General features: G+C 58.6%; 17 protein-coding genes. 5 read left to right on the top strand and 12 right to left on the bottom strand.

All coding sequences use genetic code 11. The features are described from left to right. Window positions 1-21: 21 nt before the first annotated feature. Window positions 22-1,026 (bottom strand): sulfate ABC transporter substrate-binding protein, encoded by a 1,005-nt coding sequence (locus tag KY494_RS23630; protein WP_219888433.1) that lies wholly within the window; start codon window positions 1,024-1,026, stop codon window positions 22-24. A gap of 253 nt (window positions 1,027-1,279) precedes the next feature. Further along, the gene (locus KY494_RS23625; protein ID WP_258194391.1) at window positions 1,280-1,663 is read right to left on the bottom strand and encodes a diacylglycerol kinase; all 384 of its coding nucleotides are present in this window, start codon (window positions 1,661-1,663) and stop codon (window positions 1,280-1,282) included. A gap of 153 nt (window positions 1,664-1,816) precedes the next feature. Here KY494_RS23625 and KY494_RS23620 point away from each other — a divergent pair, with 153 nt between their 5' ends. Then, entirely contained in the window at window positions 1,817-2,596 is a 780-nt protein-coding gene (locus KY494_RS23620) for an IclR family transcriptional regulator (protein WP_096237566.1), read from the top strand. A 93-nt stretch (window positions 2,597-2,689) separates the two neighbouring features. Here the strand turns inward: KY494_RS23620 and pbpG are convergent, their stop codons facing one another. The 3 genes from pbpG to KY494_RS23605 all read right to left on the bottom strand — a co-directional run bounded on the left by pbpG (window position 2,690) and on the right by KY494_RS23605 (window position 5,601). Continuing rightward, entirely contained in the window at window positions 2,690-3,763 is a 1,074-nt protein-coding gene (gene pbpG, locus KY494_RS23615; RefSeq protein WP_219135938.1) for a D-alanyl-D-alanine endopeptidase, read from the bottom strand. Between the two features lie 176 nt (window positions 3,764-3,939). Beyond that, the gene (locus tag KY494_RS23610; protein ID WP_219888432.1) at window positions 3,940-4,659 is read right to left on the bottom strand and encodes a nitroreductase; all 720 of its coding nucleotides are present in this window, start codon (window positions 4,657-4,659) and stop codon (window positions 3,940-3,942) included. Between the two features lie 15 nt (window positions 4,660-4,674). Then, on the bottom strand, window positions 4,675-5,601 hold the full coding sequence (locus tag KY494_RS23605) for a DMT family transporter (RefSeq protein ID WP_219888431.1): 927 nt from the start codon (window positions 5,599-5,601) through the stop codon (window positions 4,675-4,677). A gap of 349 nt (window positions 5,602-5,950) precedes the next feature. Between KY494_RS23605 and KY494_RS23600 the strand changes: the two genes are divergently transcribed. Then, window positions 5,951-6,517: a phasin family protein gene (locus KY494_RS23600; RefSeq protein WP_141170480.1), complete on the top strand. Its 567-nt coding sequence runs from the start codon at window positions 5,951-5,953 to the stop codon at window positions 6,515-6,517. 132 nt (window positions 6,518-6,649) lie between these two features. On the opposite strand, the gene KY494_RS23595 is transcribed toward KY494_RS23600, so the two are convergent. The 6 genes from KY494_RS23595 to KY494_RS23570 form a co-directional block, all read right to left on the bottom strand. Then, entirely contained in the window at window positions 6,650-7,369 is a 720-nt protein-coding gene (locus KY494_RS23595) for an ABC transporter ATP-binding protein (protein WP_100874210.1), read from the bottom strand. Continuing rightward, on the bottom strand, window positions 7,366-8,139 hold the full coding sequence (locus KY494_RS23590; RefSeq protein WP_034785170.1) for an ABC transporter ATP-binding protein: 774 nt from the start codon (window positions 8,137-8,139) through the stop codon (window positions 7,366-7,368). Before KY494_RS23590 ends, KY494_RS23595 begins: the two co-directional genes overlap by 4 nt. Before the next feature lie 12 nt (window positions 8,140-8,151). Further along, a complete protein-coding gene (locus tag KY494_RS23585; RefSeq protein WP_219888430.1) occupies window positions 8,152-9,369 on the bottom strand; it encodes an ABC transporter ATP-binding protein in 1,218 nt (405 codons plus the stop codon). 22 nt (window positions 9,370-9,391) lie between these two features. Continuing rightward, window positions 9,392-10,321, bottom strand: a complete 930-nt coding sequence (locus KY494_RS23580) for a branched-chain amino acid ABC transporter permease (RefSeq protein ID WP_034747477.1) — start codon at window positions 10,319-10,321, stop codon at window positions 9,392-9,394. Between the two features lie 294 nt (window positions 10,322-10,615). Continuing rightward, a complete protein-coding gene (gene ispH / locus KY494_RS23575; RefSeq protein WP_086140002.1) occupies window positions 10,616-11,563 on the bottom strand; it encodes a 4-hydroxy-3-methylbut-2-enyl diphosphate reductase in 948 nt (315 codons plus the stop codon). Between the two features lie 9 nt (window positions 11,564-11,572). Next, a complete protein-coding gene (locus tag KY494_RS23570) occupies window positions 11,573-12,028 on the bottom strand; it encodes a peptidylprolyl isomerase (protein WP_070224501.1) in 456 nt (151 codons plus the stop codon). Window positions 12,029-12,149: 121 nt separating this feature from the next. On the opposite strand from KY494_RS23570, the gene radC reads away from it, so the two are divergent. The 3 genes from radC (at window position 12,150) to rpmG (ending at window position 13,499) form a co-directional block, all read left to right on the top strand. Then, entirely contained in the window at window positions 12,150-12,824 is a 675-nt protein-coding gene (gene radC / locus KY494_RS23565; RefSeq protein WP_219135935.1) for a DNA repair protein RadC, read from the top strand. Window positions 12,825-13,072: 248 nt separating this feature from the next. Next, window positions 13,073-13,309 carry a 50S ribosomal protein L28 gene (rpmB, locus tag KY494_RS23560; protein ID WP_010400928.1) on the top strand — a complete coding sequence of 79 codons (237 nt, stop codon included), beginning with the start codon at window positions 13,073-13,075 and terminating at the stop codon, window positions 13,307-13,309. Window positions 13,310-13,331: 22 nt separating this feature from the next. Beyond that, the gene (gene rpmG / locus KY494_RS23555; RefSeq protein WP_010400929.1) at window positions 13,332-13,499 is read left to right on the top strand and encodes a 50S ribosomal protein L33; all 168 of its coding nucleotides are present in this window, start codon (window positions 13,332-13,334) and stop codon (window positions 13,497-13,499) included. Between the two features lie 111 nt (window positions 13,500-13,610). Here the strand turns inward: rpmG and KY494_RS23550 are convergent, their stop codons facing one another. Beyond that, a complete protein-coding gene (locus KY494_RS23550; RefSeq protein WP_219888429.1) occupies window positions 13,611-15,656 on the bottom strand; it encodes a PKD domain-containing protein in 2,046 nt (681 codons plus the stop codon). Window positions 15,657-15,910: the final 254 nt, after the last annotated feature.

Genomic DNA, 15,910 nt, shown 5'->3' with positions numbered 1-15,910 from the left:
GTTGCCGCCTGCCGGTGAAGATTACTTCGGCTGATAGATCTGGTCGAAGATGCCGCCGTCGGCAAAGTGCGCCTTCTGGGCCGCCGTCCAGCCACCGGCCACTTGCTCGATGGTGAACAGGTTGACCTTGGCGAACTGCGACGCGTATTTCTTCGCCGCCTTGTCCGTTGCGGGACGGTAGTAATTCTTGGCGATGATGTCTTGCGCTTCGTCCGTGTACAGGTAGTTCAGGTAAGCCTCGGCCACCTTGCGCGTGCCGTGCTTGTCGGCAAACTTGTCGACGACGGCCACGGGCGGCTCGGCCAGGATGCTGACGGACGGCGTGATGATGTCGAACTTGGTCGGGCCCAGTTCCTTGACGGCGAGATAGGCCTCGTTTTCCCAGGCGATCAGCACGTCGCCGATACCCCGTTCGACGAAGGTGGTGGTGGCGCCGCGCGCGCCGGAATCGAGCACGGGCACGTTTTTATACAGTTTGCCGAGGAAATCCCTGGCCTTCGCTTCGTTGCCGCCCGGCTGGCGCAGCGCGTAACCCCACGCGGCCAGATGGTTCCAGCGGGCACCACCCGAAGTTTTCGGGTTCGGCGTGATGACGGACACGCCCGGCTTGACCAGGTCGTTCCAATCCTTGATGCCTTTCGGGTTGCCCTTGCGCACCAGGAACACGATGGTCGAGGTGTAAGGCGAGCTGTTGTGCGTCAGGCGTTTTTGCCAGTCGGTGGCCAGCAGCTTGTGCTCGGCCAGCGCATCGATGTCGTAGGCCAGGGCCAAGGTCACCACGTCCGCTTCCAGGCCGTCGATGACGGCGCGCGCCTGCTTGCCGGAACCGCCATGCGATTGCTTGATCTTGACGTTGTCGCCCGTCTTGCCTTTCCACTCCTTGGCAAATGCCGTGTTCACATCCTGGTACAGCTCGCGCGTCGGGTCATACGACACGTTGAGCAGGGTGATATCGGCAGCCTGCGCCGTCTGCAGAATGGCAAACGCGCTGATGGCGGCGGCAATGATGATTTTTTTCGACAGCATCTAAGATCCCCGTATGGTTGAACTTTCAGAGCCACCAGATTACGGTGCAACGGCCGCAAAGAGAACGAAGCGTTTCGCCGTTTGATATGCGATTTTCGCATATGGACGACGCGCAACGGGGATTTAGCAGTTAAGACGCCTGACAAAACCGTAGCGAGCGGCAGTGAGTTGTGGCCGAGAAGCGCAGCTGTGCGAACGCACAGTGAGCATCGCAGGCCGCAAATCGCGACGCGCAGTAGGTTTTGACAGGTGTTCAATAAAAACGGTTGAACAATACAACGGTCCAGGTGGCAAAGGCCAGGATGCAGGTCAGCAACACGGCGGCGCTGCCGAAGTCCTTGGCGTTTTTCGACAACGGATGAAGTTCAAGCGAGATGCGGTCGACCACGGCTTCCAGCGCGGAATTGATCAATTCGACGATCAAGACCAGCAGCAGCACGCCGATCAGCACCAGTTTTTCAAAGGCGGATATGCGCAGCAGCAAGGCGATTACCGTGCCGACGACGAACAAGCCCAGTTCCTGGCGGAACGCATGTTCATGGCGCCAAGCCGCCTTCAAGCCGTCGAGCGAGTAGAAAAAGGCGGAGAAAATCCGTTTCAAGCCGCTCTTGCTCTTGAATTCATTGACAGGTTGCATAGTTTTCCATGGTTTAAAGTCCATCCAGCCGCCAATTATGACGTCCAACATGAGAATTGTGACAATTTATTCGCTGAATATCTCGGAACATTTCACTATTTTTTCACATCATGGTATAAAGATGTATGAATACTGCATCGCACCAAATCCATCATGAAAATTGAACCGGTCGCTGCCCCGAAGACGACGATCCAGGTGATCGAACGCATGGTCGCCCTGCTCGATGCCCTGGCCAAATATTCCGACCCGGTCAGCCTGAAGGAATTGTCGAAAGTTTCCGGCCTGCACCCCTCGACGGCGCACCGCATCCTCAACGACATGGTGCTGACGCGCTTTGTCGACCGCATCGAACCTGGCACGTACCGGCTGGGCATGCGCCTGCTGGAACTGGGCAATGTCGTGAAAAGCCGCCTCAGCGTGCGCGAGGCGGCGCTGGACTTCATGCGCCAGCTGCACAAGAAAACCCAGCAAACGATCAACCTGTCCGTGCGCCAGGGCGACGAGATCGTCTACATCGACCGCGCCTTTTCCGAGCGCTCGGGCATGCAGGTGGTGCGCGCCATCGGTGGCCGTGGTCCGCTGCACCTGACTTCGACCGGTAAATTATTCCTCTCCGTCGATGAGCCAAAAGCCATCCGCGCGTACGCCACGCGCACGGGCCTGGCCGGGCACAACAAGAATTCCATCACGGATCTGCAAAAACTCGAACGCGAACTGAGCCTTGTGCGCGAGCGCGGCTATGCGCGCGACAATGAAGAGTTGGAACTGGGCGTGCGCTGCATGGCCGCAGGCATCCGCGACGACTCGGGCAAGCTGATCGCCGGCCTGTCGATCTCGGCGCCAGCCGACCGCCTGCAGGATGAGTGGCTGGGGGATCTGGTGGAAACGGCGAACCAGATTTCCGTCACCCTGGGATTCATTCCCCAAGACTAAAGCACTGCCGTATAAAAATGTTCAGGGCAAGGCGCACTAACGAAGACAGTACGACTAGTACGGCGAGTTAGTGCAACGCAGCCATGGACATTTTTAACCGCCGGGCAGGCTCATGTTGGCAGGTTTCAATGCTTCCAGCCACTTGCGCATGCGCCCCGCGTCGGCCGTGCGCGACTGTTTCCCTTTTGAGTCGAGGAAGACCATGATCACGGCCCGTCCTTCGATGACGGCCTGCATCATCAGGCAACGTCCCGCCTCATTAATAAAGCCCGTCTTTTGCAAGCCGATTTCCCAGCCGGGATTCGCCACCAGATGATTCGTATTGCCGAACTGCATGGGCTGGCCGCTGGCTTCGACGATGGCTTTCGGGTCCGTCGAGTATTGGCGCAGCAGCGGATGGCGGAAGGCGGCCATGGCCAGCTTGCCCAGGTCGCGCGCGCTGGCCACGTTCATTTTCGACAAGCCGCTGGAATCGACGTAATGCGTATCCATCATGCCCAGCTGGCGCGCCTTGCTGTTCATGGCGTCGACAAACGCGGGCAAGCCGCCCGGATAATTGCGGCCCAGCGCCGAGGCGGCGCGGTTTTCCGAACTCATCAGGGCGATATGCAGCATATTCGCGCGCGTCAATTGCGAACCCACTTTCAGGCGTGAGCTGCTGAACTTGGCACGGTCGACGTCCTCGTCCGTAATCGTCAGCAATTCATCCATGTCCTGACGTGCTTCGACCACGACCAGGCCCGTCATCATCTTGGTGATGGAGGCGATGGGCAGGGCGACATTCGAATTCTTTTCAAACAGCACTTCCGAATTGGCCTGGTCCAGCACCAGCGCCACGCTCGATTTCAAGTCGAGCGGATCGCGCGTGAGGTTCAGGCCCGCCAGATCGCCCATGGTGGGCATCGGTGCGGCCATGGGCACGGCCACGCTGCTGACTTTTTGATAGATGACCTTGCGTTTGCCGCGCACCATGACGACCCGGCGCACGCTCTTTTCGCGCGGCGCGGCCGTCGTGCCCTTGCGCAGCACGACTTTGACTTTCTTGGTGTTGTGTTTCTTGGAGGCTGAGGATTTGCCGTTCGCTTCTTTGGCGTGCACGGCCGCAGCCGGCGCCAACGCAAACAGCAGGGAAGCCAGGACACCCAGCGCAAGTTTAAACTTAGCCATTCGATAATTCCCCGTGAAGCTGTTGCCTTATTGCAGTGTAGCGAAATGCAGAGTAATCGCAAGCCTATTTAACAGTTGGGACAGTATTTATTGCAGCAACGAAATACAAATCGTTGGCGATCAGCAAACAAACTCATCCTTAATCAACTGATTGCTTGTGCAAAACGCTAGCGTGTCTATTTATCCATGAATTTAACAAAGCCGGCCAGCGGCTCGCGTTCCGTGTTCAGGCGGTTCTCGATCTTGTCCGGGTCGGCATAGCCGAGGGCCATGCCGCACACCACCATTTCGCTGGCCGGCACGCCCAGTTCCTCGCGGATGATGTCATGGTAATGGATGAAGGCCGCTTGCGGGCAGGTATCGAGTCCCCGCGCGCGCGCCGCCAGCATGATGTTTTGCAAGAACATGCCGTAGTCGAGCCAGGAACCCTGTTCCAGCACCCGTTCGATGGTAAAGATCAGGCCCACGGGCGCATCGAAAAACTGGAAATTGCGTCCATGCTGGGCCGCCATGCCGGCCGTGTCGCCCCGCTCCAGGCCCAGCAACTGATACAGGTCCAGGCCGATCTTGCGGCGGCGTTCGATGAACGGCGCCGTCCACTGGCGCGGGTAATAGGTGTAGGACGCCGTGCGGGCGGGGGCGTCGGGCGCCTTCGGTGCGGCATAGGCGTCGAGGATGCGGCGCGACAGGCGCAGGCGCGCTTCGCCCGACAGTACATACACTTTCCACGGCTGCATGTTGGCGCCCGAGGGCGCGCGCGCCGCCACTTCCAGGATGCGCGCGATCTCGTCCTGCGCCACCGGCGTGGGCAAAAAAGCACGGATCGAACGGCGCGACAGGATGACGCTATCGATGGCTTGCTGCGCCGACGGTGTTTCAGATGCTTGCTTGTTCACTGCCCTGCTCTCCCGCTATTTCTTGACAACAAACACCACGCCGACCACGGCCACCAGCATGCCGGCGATGCCCAGCATATTAAATGCTTCACCAAACATCAGCCAGGCCATCACCGCCGTCGTAGGCGGTGTCAGGTACAGCAAGCCCGTCACTTTCGTGGCGTCGCTGCGGCGGATCAGGGCGAACAACAGGAAAATGGCGCCGATGGACAGCACGAGTACCGACCACAGCAAGGCACCGATAAAATTCGCCGTCCATTGCACGTTGCTGAAATGCAGGTCCAGTCCCTCGTAATACAGGGCGAATGGCAACACGACCACGATGGAGGCGGCAAACTGCACCACCGTGCCGGTGCGCAAGTCGAATTGCGGACAGTGGCGTTTTTGATACATGGTGCCGGCCGTCATCGACAGCAAGGCAAACACGCACAGCAGCACGCTTTCCACGGTCAGGCCCACGAGATTGATCTTGGCGTACACGACGAGGGCCACGCCCAGCAAGCCAAAAAGCAAGCCCAGCCACTGACGCGGGCGCACGGATTCGCCGATCAGGGGCGCGGCGCAGGCCGTCAGCACGGGCTGCATGCCGACGATGAGGGCACTCAAGCCCGCCGGCATGCCCAGCTTGATGGCGCACCAGACGCCGGCCAGGTAGCCGGCCTGCATCAGGATGCCGGCCACGGCGATCTGGCGGAACTGCCCCACGGGCCACGGCGCGCGCAGGACCAGCACCAGCGGCAGCAGGATCACCAGCACGCCCAGGAAGCGCAGCAACAAAAAGGTCAGCGGCGGCGCGTAGGGCAAGCCGAACTTGGCGACGATAAAACCTGTGCTCCATAACAACACAAAGAAGCCGGGCAAGACCATCGGCGCCAGGGTCGTCAAGAAAGCGGCTTTGGGGGCTTTGCCGCTGGCGCCAGCCGCGGCGGGAAGATTGGACATGGTATCAACTCGGGAAACGGGGTCGGCACCGGGGCGCTGCGCCAGTGCGGGAGGCAAAGTCTAGCATGCTGCGCCGCACCCGTCCTGAAAGGCGGGGAAATAACAGTTTAGGGCTAAACCATTAACACCCAGAAATCAAATATTTCTCTTTAGAAACAATGGTTTTTGATGCAAATCTATTCAATTGTTGCATCGCACAAGAATCGCTTGACTTCATTTTTTTTCGCCGTAGAATAGGGTTTGTTGCGTTGCACAATTCTTGTTCAGCTTGAAAATTTAGATTCACCTGCTTTCCCAAACGGTACACGCAGCATCAAATTAACCAGATTTCGATTTTTTGGAGATTTATATGTTTTCAATTCCTGAGCAATTTTCGTCCGCTACCAAAACCAACCTGGAAGCCCAATTCGCCCTGTTCTCGTCGCTGACGAGCAAAGCCTTCGAAGGCATCGAAAAGATCGTCGAACTGAACCTGACCGCTGCCAAGGCAACGCTGGAAGAATCGACCGCCGCCGCCAAGCAATTGCTGTCGGCAAAAGATCCACAAGAATTCTTCTCGCTGAGCGCTGCTCAAGCCCAGCCTAGCGCCGAAAAAGCCATCGCTTACGGTCGTCACCTGGCTGCCATCACGTCGGGCACCCAAGCCGAGTTCAGCAAAGCAGCTGAATCGCAAATCGCTGAAACCAACCGCAAAGTCCTGTCGCTGGTGGAAGAAGTCACCAAGAACGCACCAGCCGGTTCGGAAAACGCCGTCGCCATCCTGAAAAGCGCCATCGGCAACGCCAATGCAGGCTACGAGCAGTTCTCGAAAACCAGCAAGCAAGCCGTCGAAGCCATCGAAGCGAACCTGACATCGGCCGTGAACCAGTTCACGCAAGCGGCTGAAAAAGTCGTGCCACGCACGGCTGCCAAGTAATTATTGCGCGACCGCTACGGCGGTCCGCTGTTATCGGCTCCTCCAGGCATCCATCCGCACTTCTCCGACGGATGCCATTATGCCCCAGCCCAGCTGGGGCATTTTTTATGCCTGAGCACTTCCTGAACGCGCTTACTCCCCCAGATACGCCGCCTTCACGCGCGGGTCGTCGAGCATGGCGGCCGCGTTGCCGCCCATGGTGACCAGGCCGGAATCCATCACATAGCCGCGGTGCGCCGCTTGCAGGGCCAGGCGGGCATTCTGTTCGACCAGCAAGATCGTGATGCCTTCGGACGACACCTTGCGGATCACCTCGAAGATTTTCTCGACCATGATGGGCGACAAGCCCATCGACGGCTCGTCGAGCAGCAGCAGCTTCGGATGGCTCATCAGCGCGCGCGCCATGGCCAGCATCTGCTGCTCGCCGCCGGACAGGGTGCCGGCCATCTGCGCCGCCCTTTCCTTCAGACGGGGAAAGACGTCGAACCACTTGGCAATGTCATCCTCGACACCGGCCTTGTCCGTGCGCGTGTAGGCGCCCATCATGAGGTTTTCGCGGATCGACATGCGGGTAAACACGCCCCGCCCTTCCGGCACCATGGCCAGTTTCTTTTCCACCAGGTGAAACGACTTCGTGCCCTTGAGCGATTCGCCCAGGTAACTGATCGTGCCCTCGACCTTGCAGGCCGGCAAGGTGCCCGTGATGGCTTTCAAGGTCGTCGTCTTGCCCGCGCCGTTCGCGCCGATCAGGGCGATCAGCTCGCCTTCGTTGACTTCCAGGTCGATACCCTTGACCGCCTTGATGCCGCCGTAAGCCACGTGCAAGCCCGCCACTTTCAATATATTACTCATGCGTGCGATCCCCCCAGGTAAGCCTCGATGACGGCAGGGTTTTGTTGTATTTCGGCCGGCAAGCCTTCGGCGATGCGCTTGCCATATTCGAGCACCGTGATGCGGTCGCACAGTCCCATCATCAGTTTCACGTCGTGCTCGATCAACAGCACGGTCTTGCCTTCGGCCTTGATTTTCACCAGCAACTCGCGCAGGGCCAGCTTTTCCGTCGCATTCATGCCCGCCGCCGGCTCGTCGAGCGCCAGCAGGGTGGGGTCGGTGGCCAGCGCGCGGGCGATTTCCAGGCGCCGCTGGTCGCCATACGACAAGAAGCGCGCCGTGCGGCTGGCGAACTGGGCGATGCCGACGAAATCGAGCAGTTCCATGGCCCGCTTGCGGATGGACGCCTCTTCTTCGCGCGCCGCCTTGTGGCGGAAGATGGCGCCGAACACCCCCTGGTGCGAGCGCACATGGCGCCCCACCATGACGTTTTCCAGCGCCGTCATGTCGCCAAACAGGCGGATGTTCTGGAAGGTGCGGGCGATACCCGCCTTCGCCACCTTGTGCGGCGCCGACGGCGAATACGGCTTGCCGGCCAGCTCGAAGGTGCCCGTGTCGGGCTGGTACAGGCCGGTGATCACATTGAAAAACGTGGTCTTGCCGGCGCCGTTCGGGCCGATCAAGCCGTAAATCTGCCCTTGCCGGATGGTGATGCCCACATCGGTCAGCGCCTGCAAGCCGCCGAAACGTTTGTTCACGCCGGCGATATTGAGAATGATCTGTTCGCTCATGCTATCCCTCCCTTAAGCGGACACGACGCCGGTGGATTTGTTCGGCTGGTCCACGTCGTGGTCGGGCCGGTCTTCGTGCTTCGGCGATGGCCACAGGCCGGCAGGACGGTTGAGCATGATCAACACCATGGCCAGGCCGTACAGCAACTGGCGCAGCACTTCCGCCTCGATTACCACGTGGCCGAACAGCGCCTGCTGGGCCGGCTCCACCACGTGGCGCAGCACTTCGGGTATCGAAGCAAGGATCACGCCGCCGAGGATCACGCCGGGAATATGGCCGATGCCGCCCAGCACCACCATGGCCAGCACGGCGATCGATTCCGTCAGCGAGAACGATTCCGGCGAGACAAAGCCCTGGAACGAGGCAAACATGGCGCCGGCCACGCCGCCGAACGAGGCGCCCATGGAAAAGGCCAGCAGTTTGACGTTGCGCGTATTGATGCCCATGGCTTTGGCGGCGATTTCGTCTTCGCGGATGGCCACCCAGGCGCGGCCCAGGCGCGAATGCTGGAGGCGCTTGGTGACGAACACGATGGCGATGCACAGGAAGAGGAATAAAAAGTAATAGGCATTGACGGACGGCATGGAAAAGCCGCCGACCACGACAGTGCTGTTGGTGCCCGCCTCGCCCGCCAGGTTGACGCCGAAGATACGGATGGGGTCGATCAGATTGATGCCTTGCGGCCCGTTCGTGAAATTGATCGGGTCGTTCAAATTGTTCATGAAGATGCGGATGATCTCGCCAAAGCCCAGGGTCACGATGGCCAGATAGTCGCCGCGCAGCTTCAAGGTCGGCGCGCCCAGCAAGGCGCCGAACAGGCCCGCCACGGCAGCGGCCAGCGGCACGATGAGCCAGATCGACAGGTGGATGCCGTTTTCGCGGATTTCCGGTCCCATCAGCTGCACCAGGGTCTCGCCCAGCACTGGATATTGATTCACCACCGATTCGAGCAGGATGGCGAACTGCGGCGAAGCCAGCAAGGCCGTCAGGTAAGCGCCCACGGCGTAGAACGCGATGTAGCCGAGGTCGAGCAGGCCGGCAAAGCCGACGACGATGTTCAAACCCAGGGCCAGCATGATGTACAGCAAGGCCATGTCGATGATGCGTACCCACGAGTTGCCGAACTGCGCGGCAAAAAACGGGAACACCATCAGCAGCGCGGCCAGGCCCAGCATGCCGGCGTAGGCTTTGGCCGGATTTTTCTTAGCGTCAAAATCGAGTAGTGCCATGATTTAATCTCCCAGTTTCACATCAGGCACGGTCGGCCACTCGTTCGCCCATGATGCCGGACGGGCGCAAGGTCAGCACGATGATCAGCACGACGAAGGCAAAGATATCCTGGTAGTGGCTGCCCAGGAAGCCGCCCGTGATGTCGCCGATATAGCCGGCGCCCAGGCTCTCGATAATACCCAGCAAGATACCGCCCAGCATGGCGCCATAGATATTGCCGATGCCGCCCAGCACGGCCGCACAGAAGGCCTTCAGGCCGGGGATGGCGCCCATGGAAAATTGAATCGAGGCATAGTTGGCGCCCCACATCACGCCAGCCACAGCCGCCAGCGCGGCGCCGATGGCAAAGGTGGCGACGATGACCTTGTCGGAATCGACGCCCATGAGTCCCGCCACGCGGGGGTTTTCCGCCGTGGCGCGCATGGCGCGGCCCATTCTCGTTTTTTCCACCAGCAACACCAATCCGCCCATCGACAAGGCGGCCAGGGCCAGCAGCAATACTTGCGTTTGCGAAATCACGGCGCCGCCTATGTTGATGGGGTCGGTCGACAGCAATTGCGGGAAGGGCAAGGGATTGCGCGTCCAGATCATCATGGCGAAGGTTTGCAAGAGGATGGAGACGCCGATGGCGGTAATCAGGGGGGCGAGGCGGGGGGCGTTGCGCAGGCGGCGGTAGGCGACCCGCTCGATGATGATGTTGACCAGAATACAGATGGGAATGGCGCCGAGAATGGCGGTGGCCAGTTTCAGGTAGCCGGGCCAGTCCGGCACATAGATGCCCAGCAGCTTGAGGATGGTCAAGCCCACCATGGCGCCGATCATGAGCACATCGCCGTGGGCGAAGTTGATCAGGTTCAACACGCCGTACACCATTGTGTAACCGAGGGCGACTAAGGCATACATGCTGCCCAACACCAAGCCGTTGATGATCTGCTGGATGAATGTATCCATGATTGCCCTATCAAATATGCATTTTTCGGGAACAACTTCCACCAGAATATGTCGCTGATACAAAAACGGCACCGGAGGAAGAATTCCTGCAGTGCCATCCCTGGACCGTTCTCACCAGCATGGTGCACGCACTCAAAACGGGCGTGACCTTGCTTAGTCATAACGACAACATATTCAAGCTTGGAACAATCATAACGATCTTTTGCAAAAACTAAGCTTGGAATAAATCGATCATTTCCGAATTAAATTCGGTTTTGAGGTAACTCCTCATCGATACTCAATCGTCCTGCAGGCTCAGGCCACGTCGCGCTTGATGCCATCGAGGCCTTTCGGCATCGGGAACGTGACAGCTTCCTGCACCCCGTCGAGCGGGCGCACGCTCTTCACGCCACACTCTTTCAAGCGGTCGATGACGGCTTGCACCAGCACCTCGGGCGCCGAGGCGCCAGCCGTCACACCCACGCGCAGCTTGCCTTCCAGCCAGGCAGGATCGATCTGCGAGGCATTGTCGACCATGTAGGCTGGCGTGCCCATCTTCTCGGCCACTTCGCGCAAGCGGTTCGAATTCGAGCTGTTCGGGCTGCCCACGACGATCACCACTTCCACTTGCGGCGCCATGAATTTCACGGCTTCCTGACGGTTCGTGGTGGCGTAGCAAATGTCGCCTTTTTTCGGCTCGGCGATGTTCGGATATTTCGCTTTCAAGGCCGCAATAATGTCGCTGGTGTCGTCAACTGACAACGTTGTTTGCGAAACATAGGCCAGGCTGTCCGGATTGGCAACCTGCAATGCCGCCACATCGTCGAGCGTTTCCACCAGATGCATGCCCATATCAGCCTGCCCCATCGTGCCTTCCACCTCGGGATGGCCGTCGTGGCCGATCATGATGATCTCGCGGCCTTCGCGGCGCATCTTGCCCACTTCCATGTGCACCTTGGTGACCAAGGGGCAAGTCGCGTCAAAAATGCTCAGGCCGCGCGATTCCGCCTCGGCGCGCACGGCTTTCGACACGCCATGCGCGGAAAACACGAGCGTATTGCCAGCAGGCACGTCATCGAGGTCGTCGATGAAGATCGCACCCTTGTTGCGCAAGTCGGCCACCACATAGGCGTTGTGGACGATTTCATGGCGCACGTAGATTGGTGCGCCAAATTGCTGCAAGGCACGTTCGACGATTTCGATCGCCCGGTCGACGCCCGCGCAGAAACCGCGGGGCTGGGCCAGTAACAGTTCTTTATCCATCGCTATTCCTTACAGGACCGAAATGAGCTTGACTTCAAAGCGCAGCGGCTGGCCGGCCAGCGGATGGTTGAAGTCGAACAGGGCAGAATCCTCGCGCATTTCGCGCAGCACGCCGGCAAAGCGGCCGCCGCCCGGCGCGGCGAAGTCGACCAGGTCGCCGATCTTGTAGTCGGCGCCCGGCACGGAATTTTCGTCCAGGGTCGCGCGCGAGACGGACTGCACCAGCTCGGGATTGCGCTCGCCAAAGCCTTCGCCGGCGGCCAGCTCGAACGTCTGGTGCGTGCCTTCAGGCAAGCCCAACAGGCGCTGCTCGAGGAATGGCGCCAGCTGGCCCTGTCCCAGCATCAAGGTCGCAGGATTTCCGCTAAAGGTAGTGACAATATCAGTACCGTCAACAGTAGCAAGACGATAATGCAGGGTGAGGTAAGCCGCTTCGGTGACGACTGCTGGTTGCTCGTTGGACATAGTGAGTTTTCAAGTAGCTGATGCAAAACGATATTGTAAGCCACACTGGCCGCGCCTGCCCCATGGCTTCGTCAAAGAAGGCCACACTGGGGCACGCGCCGGTGACAAACAGGAGAACAGCATGGGCATCAAGGACTGGCCGGCCAGCGAACGGCCGCGCGAACGCCTGATCGAGGATGGCGCGCACTCGCTGTCGGATGCGGAATTGCTGGCCGTCTTCCTGCGCACGGGCGTGCGCGGCAAGAGCGCGGTGGAACTGGCGCGCGACACGGTGGAGCACTTCGGCTCCCTGCGGGGCCTGTTTGGCGCCAGCCTCGTGAGTTTTTCCGCCGTACATGGCATGGGCAGCGCCAAGTTCGCCCAGCTGCAAGCGGTGCTGGAGCTGGCGCGGCGCGCCATCATCGAGGATTTGCAGGCGGGCCAGGCCCTCAATTCGCCGCACGCCGTCAAAGACTATTTGCGCCTGACCCTGGGCAACCTGGCGCACGAAGCGTTCCATGTGTTGTTTTTGGACGTCAAGAACCGCCTGATCACGACCCAGGAAATGTTTCGCGGCACTCTCACCCACACCAGCGTGTATCCGCGCGAAGTGGTGAAACAGGCGCTGCTGCACAACGCGGCCAGCGTGATGCTGGCCCATAACCACCCGTCCGGCACGCCGGAACCGAGCGAATCGGATTTACTGCTGACGCGCGCGCTGGTGCAAGCGTTGTCGCTGGTGGACGTGCGCATCCTCGACCATTTCGTCGTGGCCGGTCGGCAAGTGCATTCGTTTGCGGAACACGGCCAGATCTAGGCCGGCACCGCCCTGGGTCACAGTTAACCATGTGTAAACAAGGACATACGTGACAGCAGCAAGATGCTTATCTACCAGTAAACAACGCGGTTTACCAGCGGTTTCCCTATGAAGAACAGGCAAACGTCAAATTGTTAAATTTTCCCAATACAACATGACACAATTGTTTTTCGCAAGTCATTGATAAATCTGCTTATTTTGGATATACTCTCGTTTTTCCAATTTGGAATATCTTTAAGGAGTGCGCCATGGCACGTGTTTGCCAAGTCACTGGGAAGAAGCCGATGGTCGGCAACAATGTTTCCCATGCAAACAACAAAACCAAACGTCGTTTTTTGCCTAACTTGCAGAATCGTCGTATTTTTGTTGAATCTGAAAACCGCTGGGTCTCCCTGCGTTTGTCCAACGCCGGTCTGCGCGTCATCGATAAAGTCGGCATCGACGCCGTATTGGTCGATATGCGCGCTCGTGGCGAAAAAGTCTAATTAGCAGAATAAGGGAGCTATCATGGCAAAATCAGGCCGCGACAAAATCAAGTTAGAATCGACCGCCGGTACGGGTCACTTCTACACGACTACCAAAAACAAGCGTACGACGCCTGCGAAAATGGAGATCATGAAATTTGATCCTAAAGCACGCAAGCACGTAACGTACAAAGAAACCAAAATCAAGTAATTGATATTGTGTTCTCTGATGAAAAAGCCGCTCCGATGAGCGGTTTTTTTATGGACGCGGCGCGCATGGAGCGATGCCGGAAAAGTGCCGCAGCACTCCTCCGGCCTCTTTCTAGCGGATCTTAGTGCCCAAGTTATAACCGATATACATGAATTTATCCGAACTGAAGCCGACCGGTAACAGGCTAGGCCGCAGAATGGTGTTCATGTAGCGATATGTTCCCGATGCCGATATGTACGCATAACCATCGAAATCCGGACCGATATCCGTTTCATTACAAAGACTGGGGTTCCACGACGGCCCATAAAATGTCAGCTTCAGGCGGAACAGATTGGCTTTGGATCCGGGAATGGCGGCGGCAATGCTGCCGCGCAGCTTGCAGCCTCTCTCCGTTGTTCCGCTGATAGCACCACTCGGGGAAATATACGTCGCCCCCGCTCCCACATAGGTGCCGCTGATATCCTCCAGGCTTAGCGCCAGGGCATTGTCCACAGCGTAGGAATCAAAAGATAAGGTAATCGGTTTTCCGCCGGCCACGCTCAGAGTACCGATGATGCGCTCGCCGGGGACAATTGTGCCGCTTGCCTGCACTTGGTCGATGCTCTTCGATCCATACATCTTGCCATCGGCATTCAGTACCCAGGCATTCCCATTGCGGACAAAGCCGCCGAACACATGAGCAGACCCCGAGTCGGGCGATGGAGACGCACTCACCTGCCAAGCCGTTTCCCCATTCGGAAGAACCAGCGCGAACTCGGGAAATACCTGCTGGGTCGGCCGTCGCCAGATTCCCGCCATCGCGTCTTTGCTGGCGGCGATGGAACCGGCCTCCGGATTGCTGAGTGTGGGTGATACCTGCCGCTCTTCTGCCGCATAGCGCGTAGCGGTCCAACTGCCTTGCGCGGCGCTGTTCGCAATGCTCCAGGTACCGCCCCCGGTGCCATCGGCTTTTAACACACCATAAAAGATGGCGGCCACTTGCGTGCTGTCGGGCGCTTGCGGATTGATTCGCATATTGAGCGTCACCTTCCCATCATTCTCCACCCGTCCACTCAGGAAAAAGTCCCCCATCAGCTTGTCTCGGGACGTGCATAAGCCCGGCGTATAACTACTGCCATAACGCGATACCGAAAAGACATCGCAGTAGCCGGAATTCGTCCCCGCATATTCGATTTTCCAATACTCTTGAGAGGAAAGATTGGGTCCGGCAGGCGGGATGAGATCAGGCGTGGTCAGGAACGGTACATCCTGCGCGACGATCACATCGGTGTAGGCATAACTGGTAGACACCTTGCTGTCGTCGCTGACACCCACGCTGACCATGTAGCGACCTGGCCTGTCCACCTGAAACGTAGCGTGGGCAGTATCGGCATTACGCAATTGCGCTGTACTGGCCAGCGGCTTGGTCACTATTTTCCAGGCATAGCTCAACTTCCCGGCAACAGGCCCGACGCTGGCACTGGCATCAAGCGTGACCGTGGTACCGATAGCGACGCGCTGCTCGGGTCCTGCAACGGCATCAGGAACGGCTTTCATGCTCTCGATCAGCTTGTTCATTTCAGTCATCGTCTGCTTGCCTGCCAAGGCAGAGTTAATCAGATGCAACTGATCCTGGTTGAAGCGTGCGGACAACTGATCAAGCGCCTTGTCATGTGCGTCGCCAGCACCCATATCGGCTGGCGAGGCGGCCCTCAGTGGCGAACCGATGAAGTCCTTGAGGGAACCGAAATACAGTGTCGACCCCAATACGCTGATCACATCCGTGTGCGCATGTACCAGCGCCGCAGCAGTCACAGTTTTTGACAACAATGACGCATCGAAATTGGCAAACATGGCGCCGGCAGCGCCGCCCAGGACGCGCGCGCTGATCATGGAAGTCAGAGGCGTGATATTGGCCACGGCTTGACTGCCCTCCCCTGCCACGACCGTATGCAGCATAGAGCCATCGGATGGATTAGTAATTTGCAGGATACAAGGCAATTTCCCATCAGGAATAGCCATCTTGTATGTGCCGTCCTCGGCGGTCGCTGCGGATGCCGCGCCTACCTGGCATTTGGCGTGAAGTGCAACTCCCCCCATGGCCTTGCCCGTCGCCACGGTGCCGCTCACGACCAAATTGACCTTTTCAATCGGATCGGGCTTGACGGGCTCCGTCATGGGCGCAGGAGCCGAGGATCCACCGCCACAGCCTGAAAGGACCGCAATCACACCAGCAAACGTTACATGTCTTGCAAACTTTAACATCACTACATCCCTTCCAATTGAATAAACTGCAATGGAAAGGATTTTACATTATTGTCATTTACGTCAACTCATTACTGAACAAAAAAGCCGGATCCTTTCCAGGATCCGGCTTTGGGTGCTTAAATCCATGAAACCGCTCAATGCACAGGGCATGACGCGCAGTGCCA

It is taken from the genome of Janthinobacterium sp. PAMC25594, assembly GCF_019443505.1.
Classification (GTDB): Bacteria; Pseudomonadota; Gammaproteobacteria; order Burkholderiales; family Burkholderiaceae_D; genus Janthinobacterium.
The sequence above is the reverse complement of the archived record's forward strand: the minus strand, read 5'-3'. Positions and strand labels throughout refer to the sequence as shown.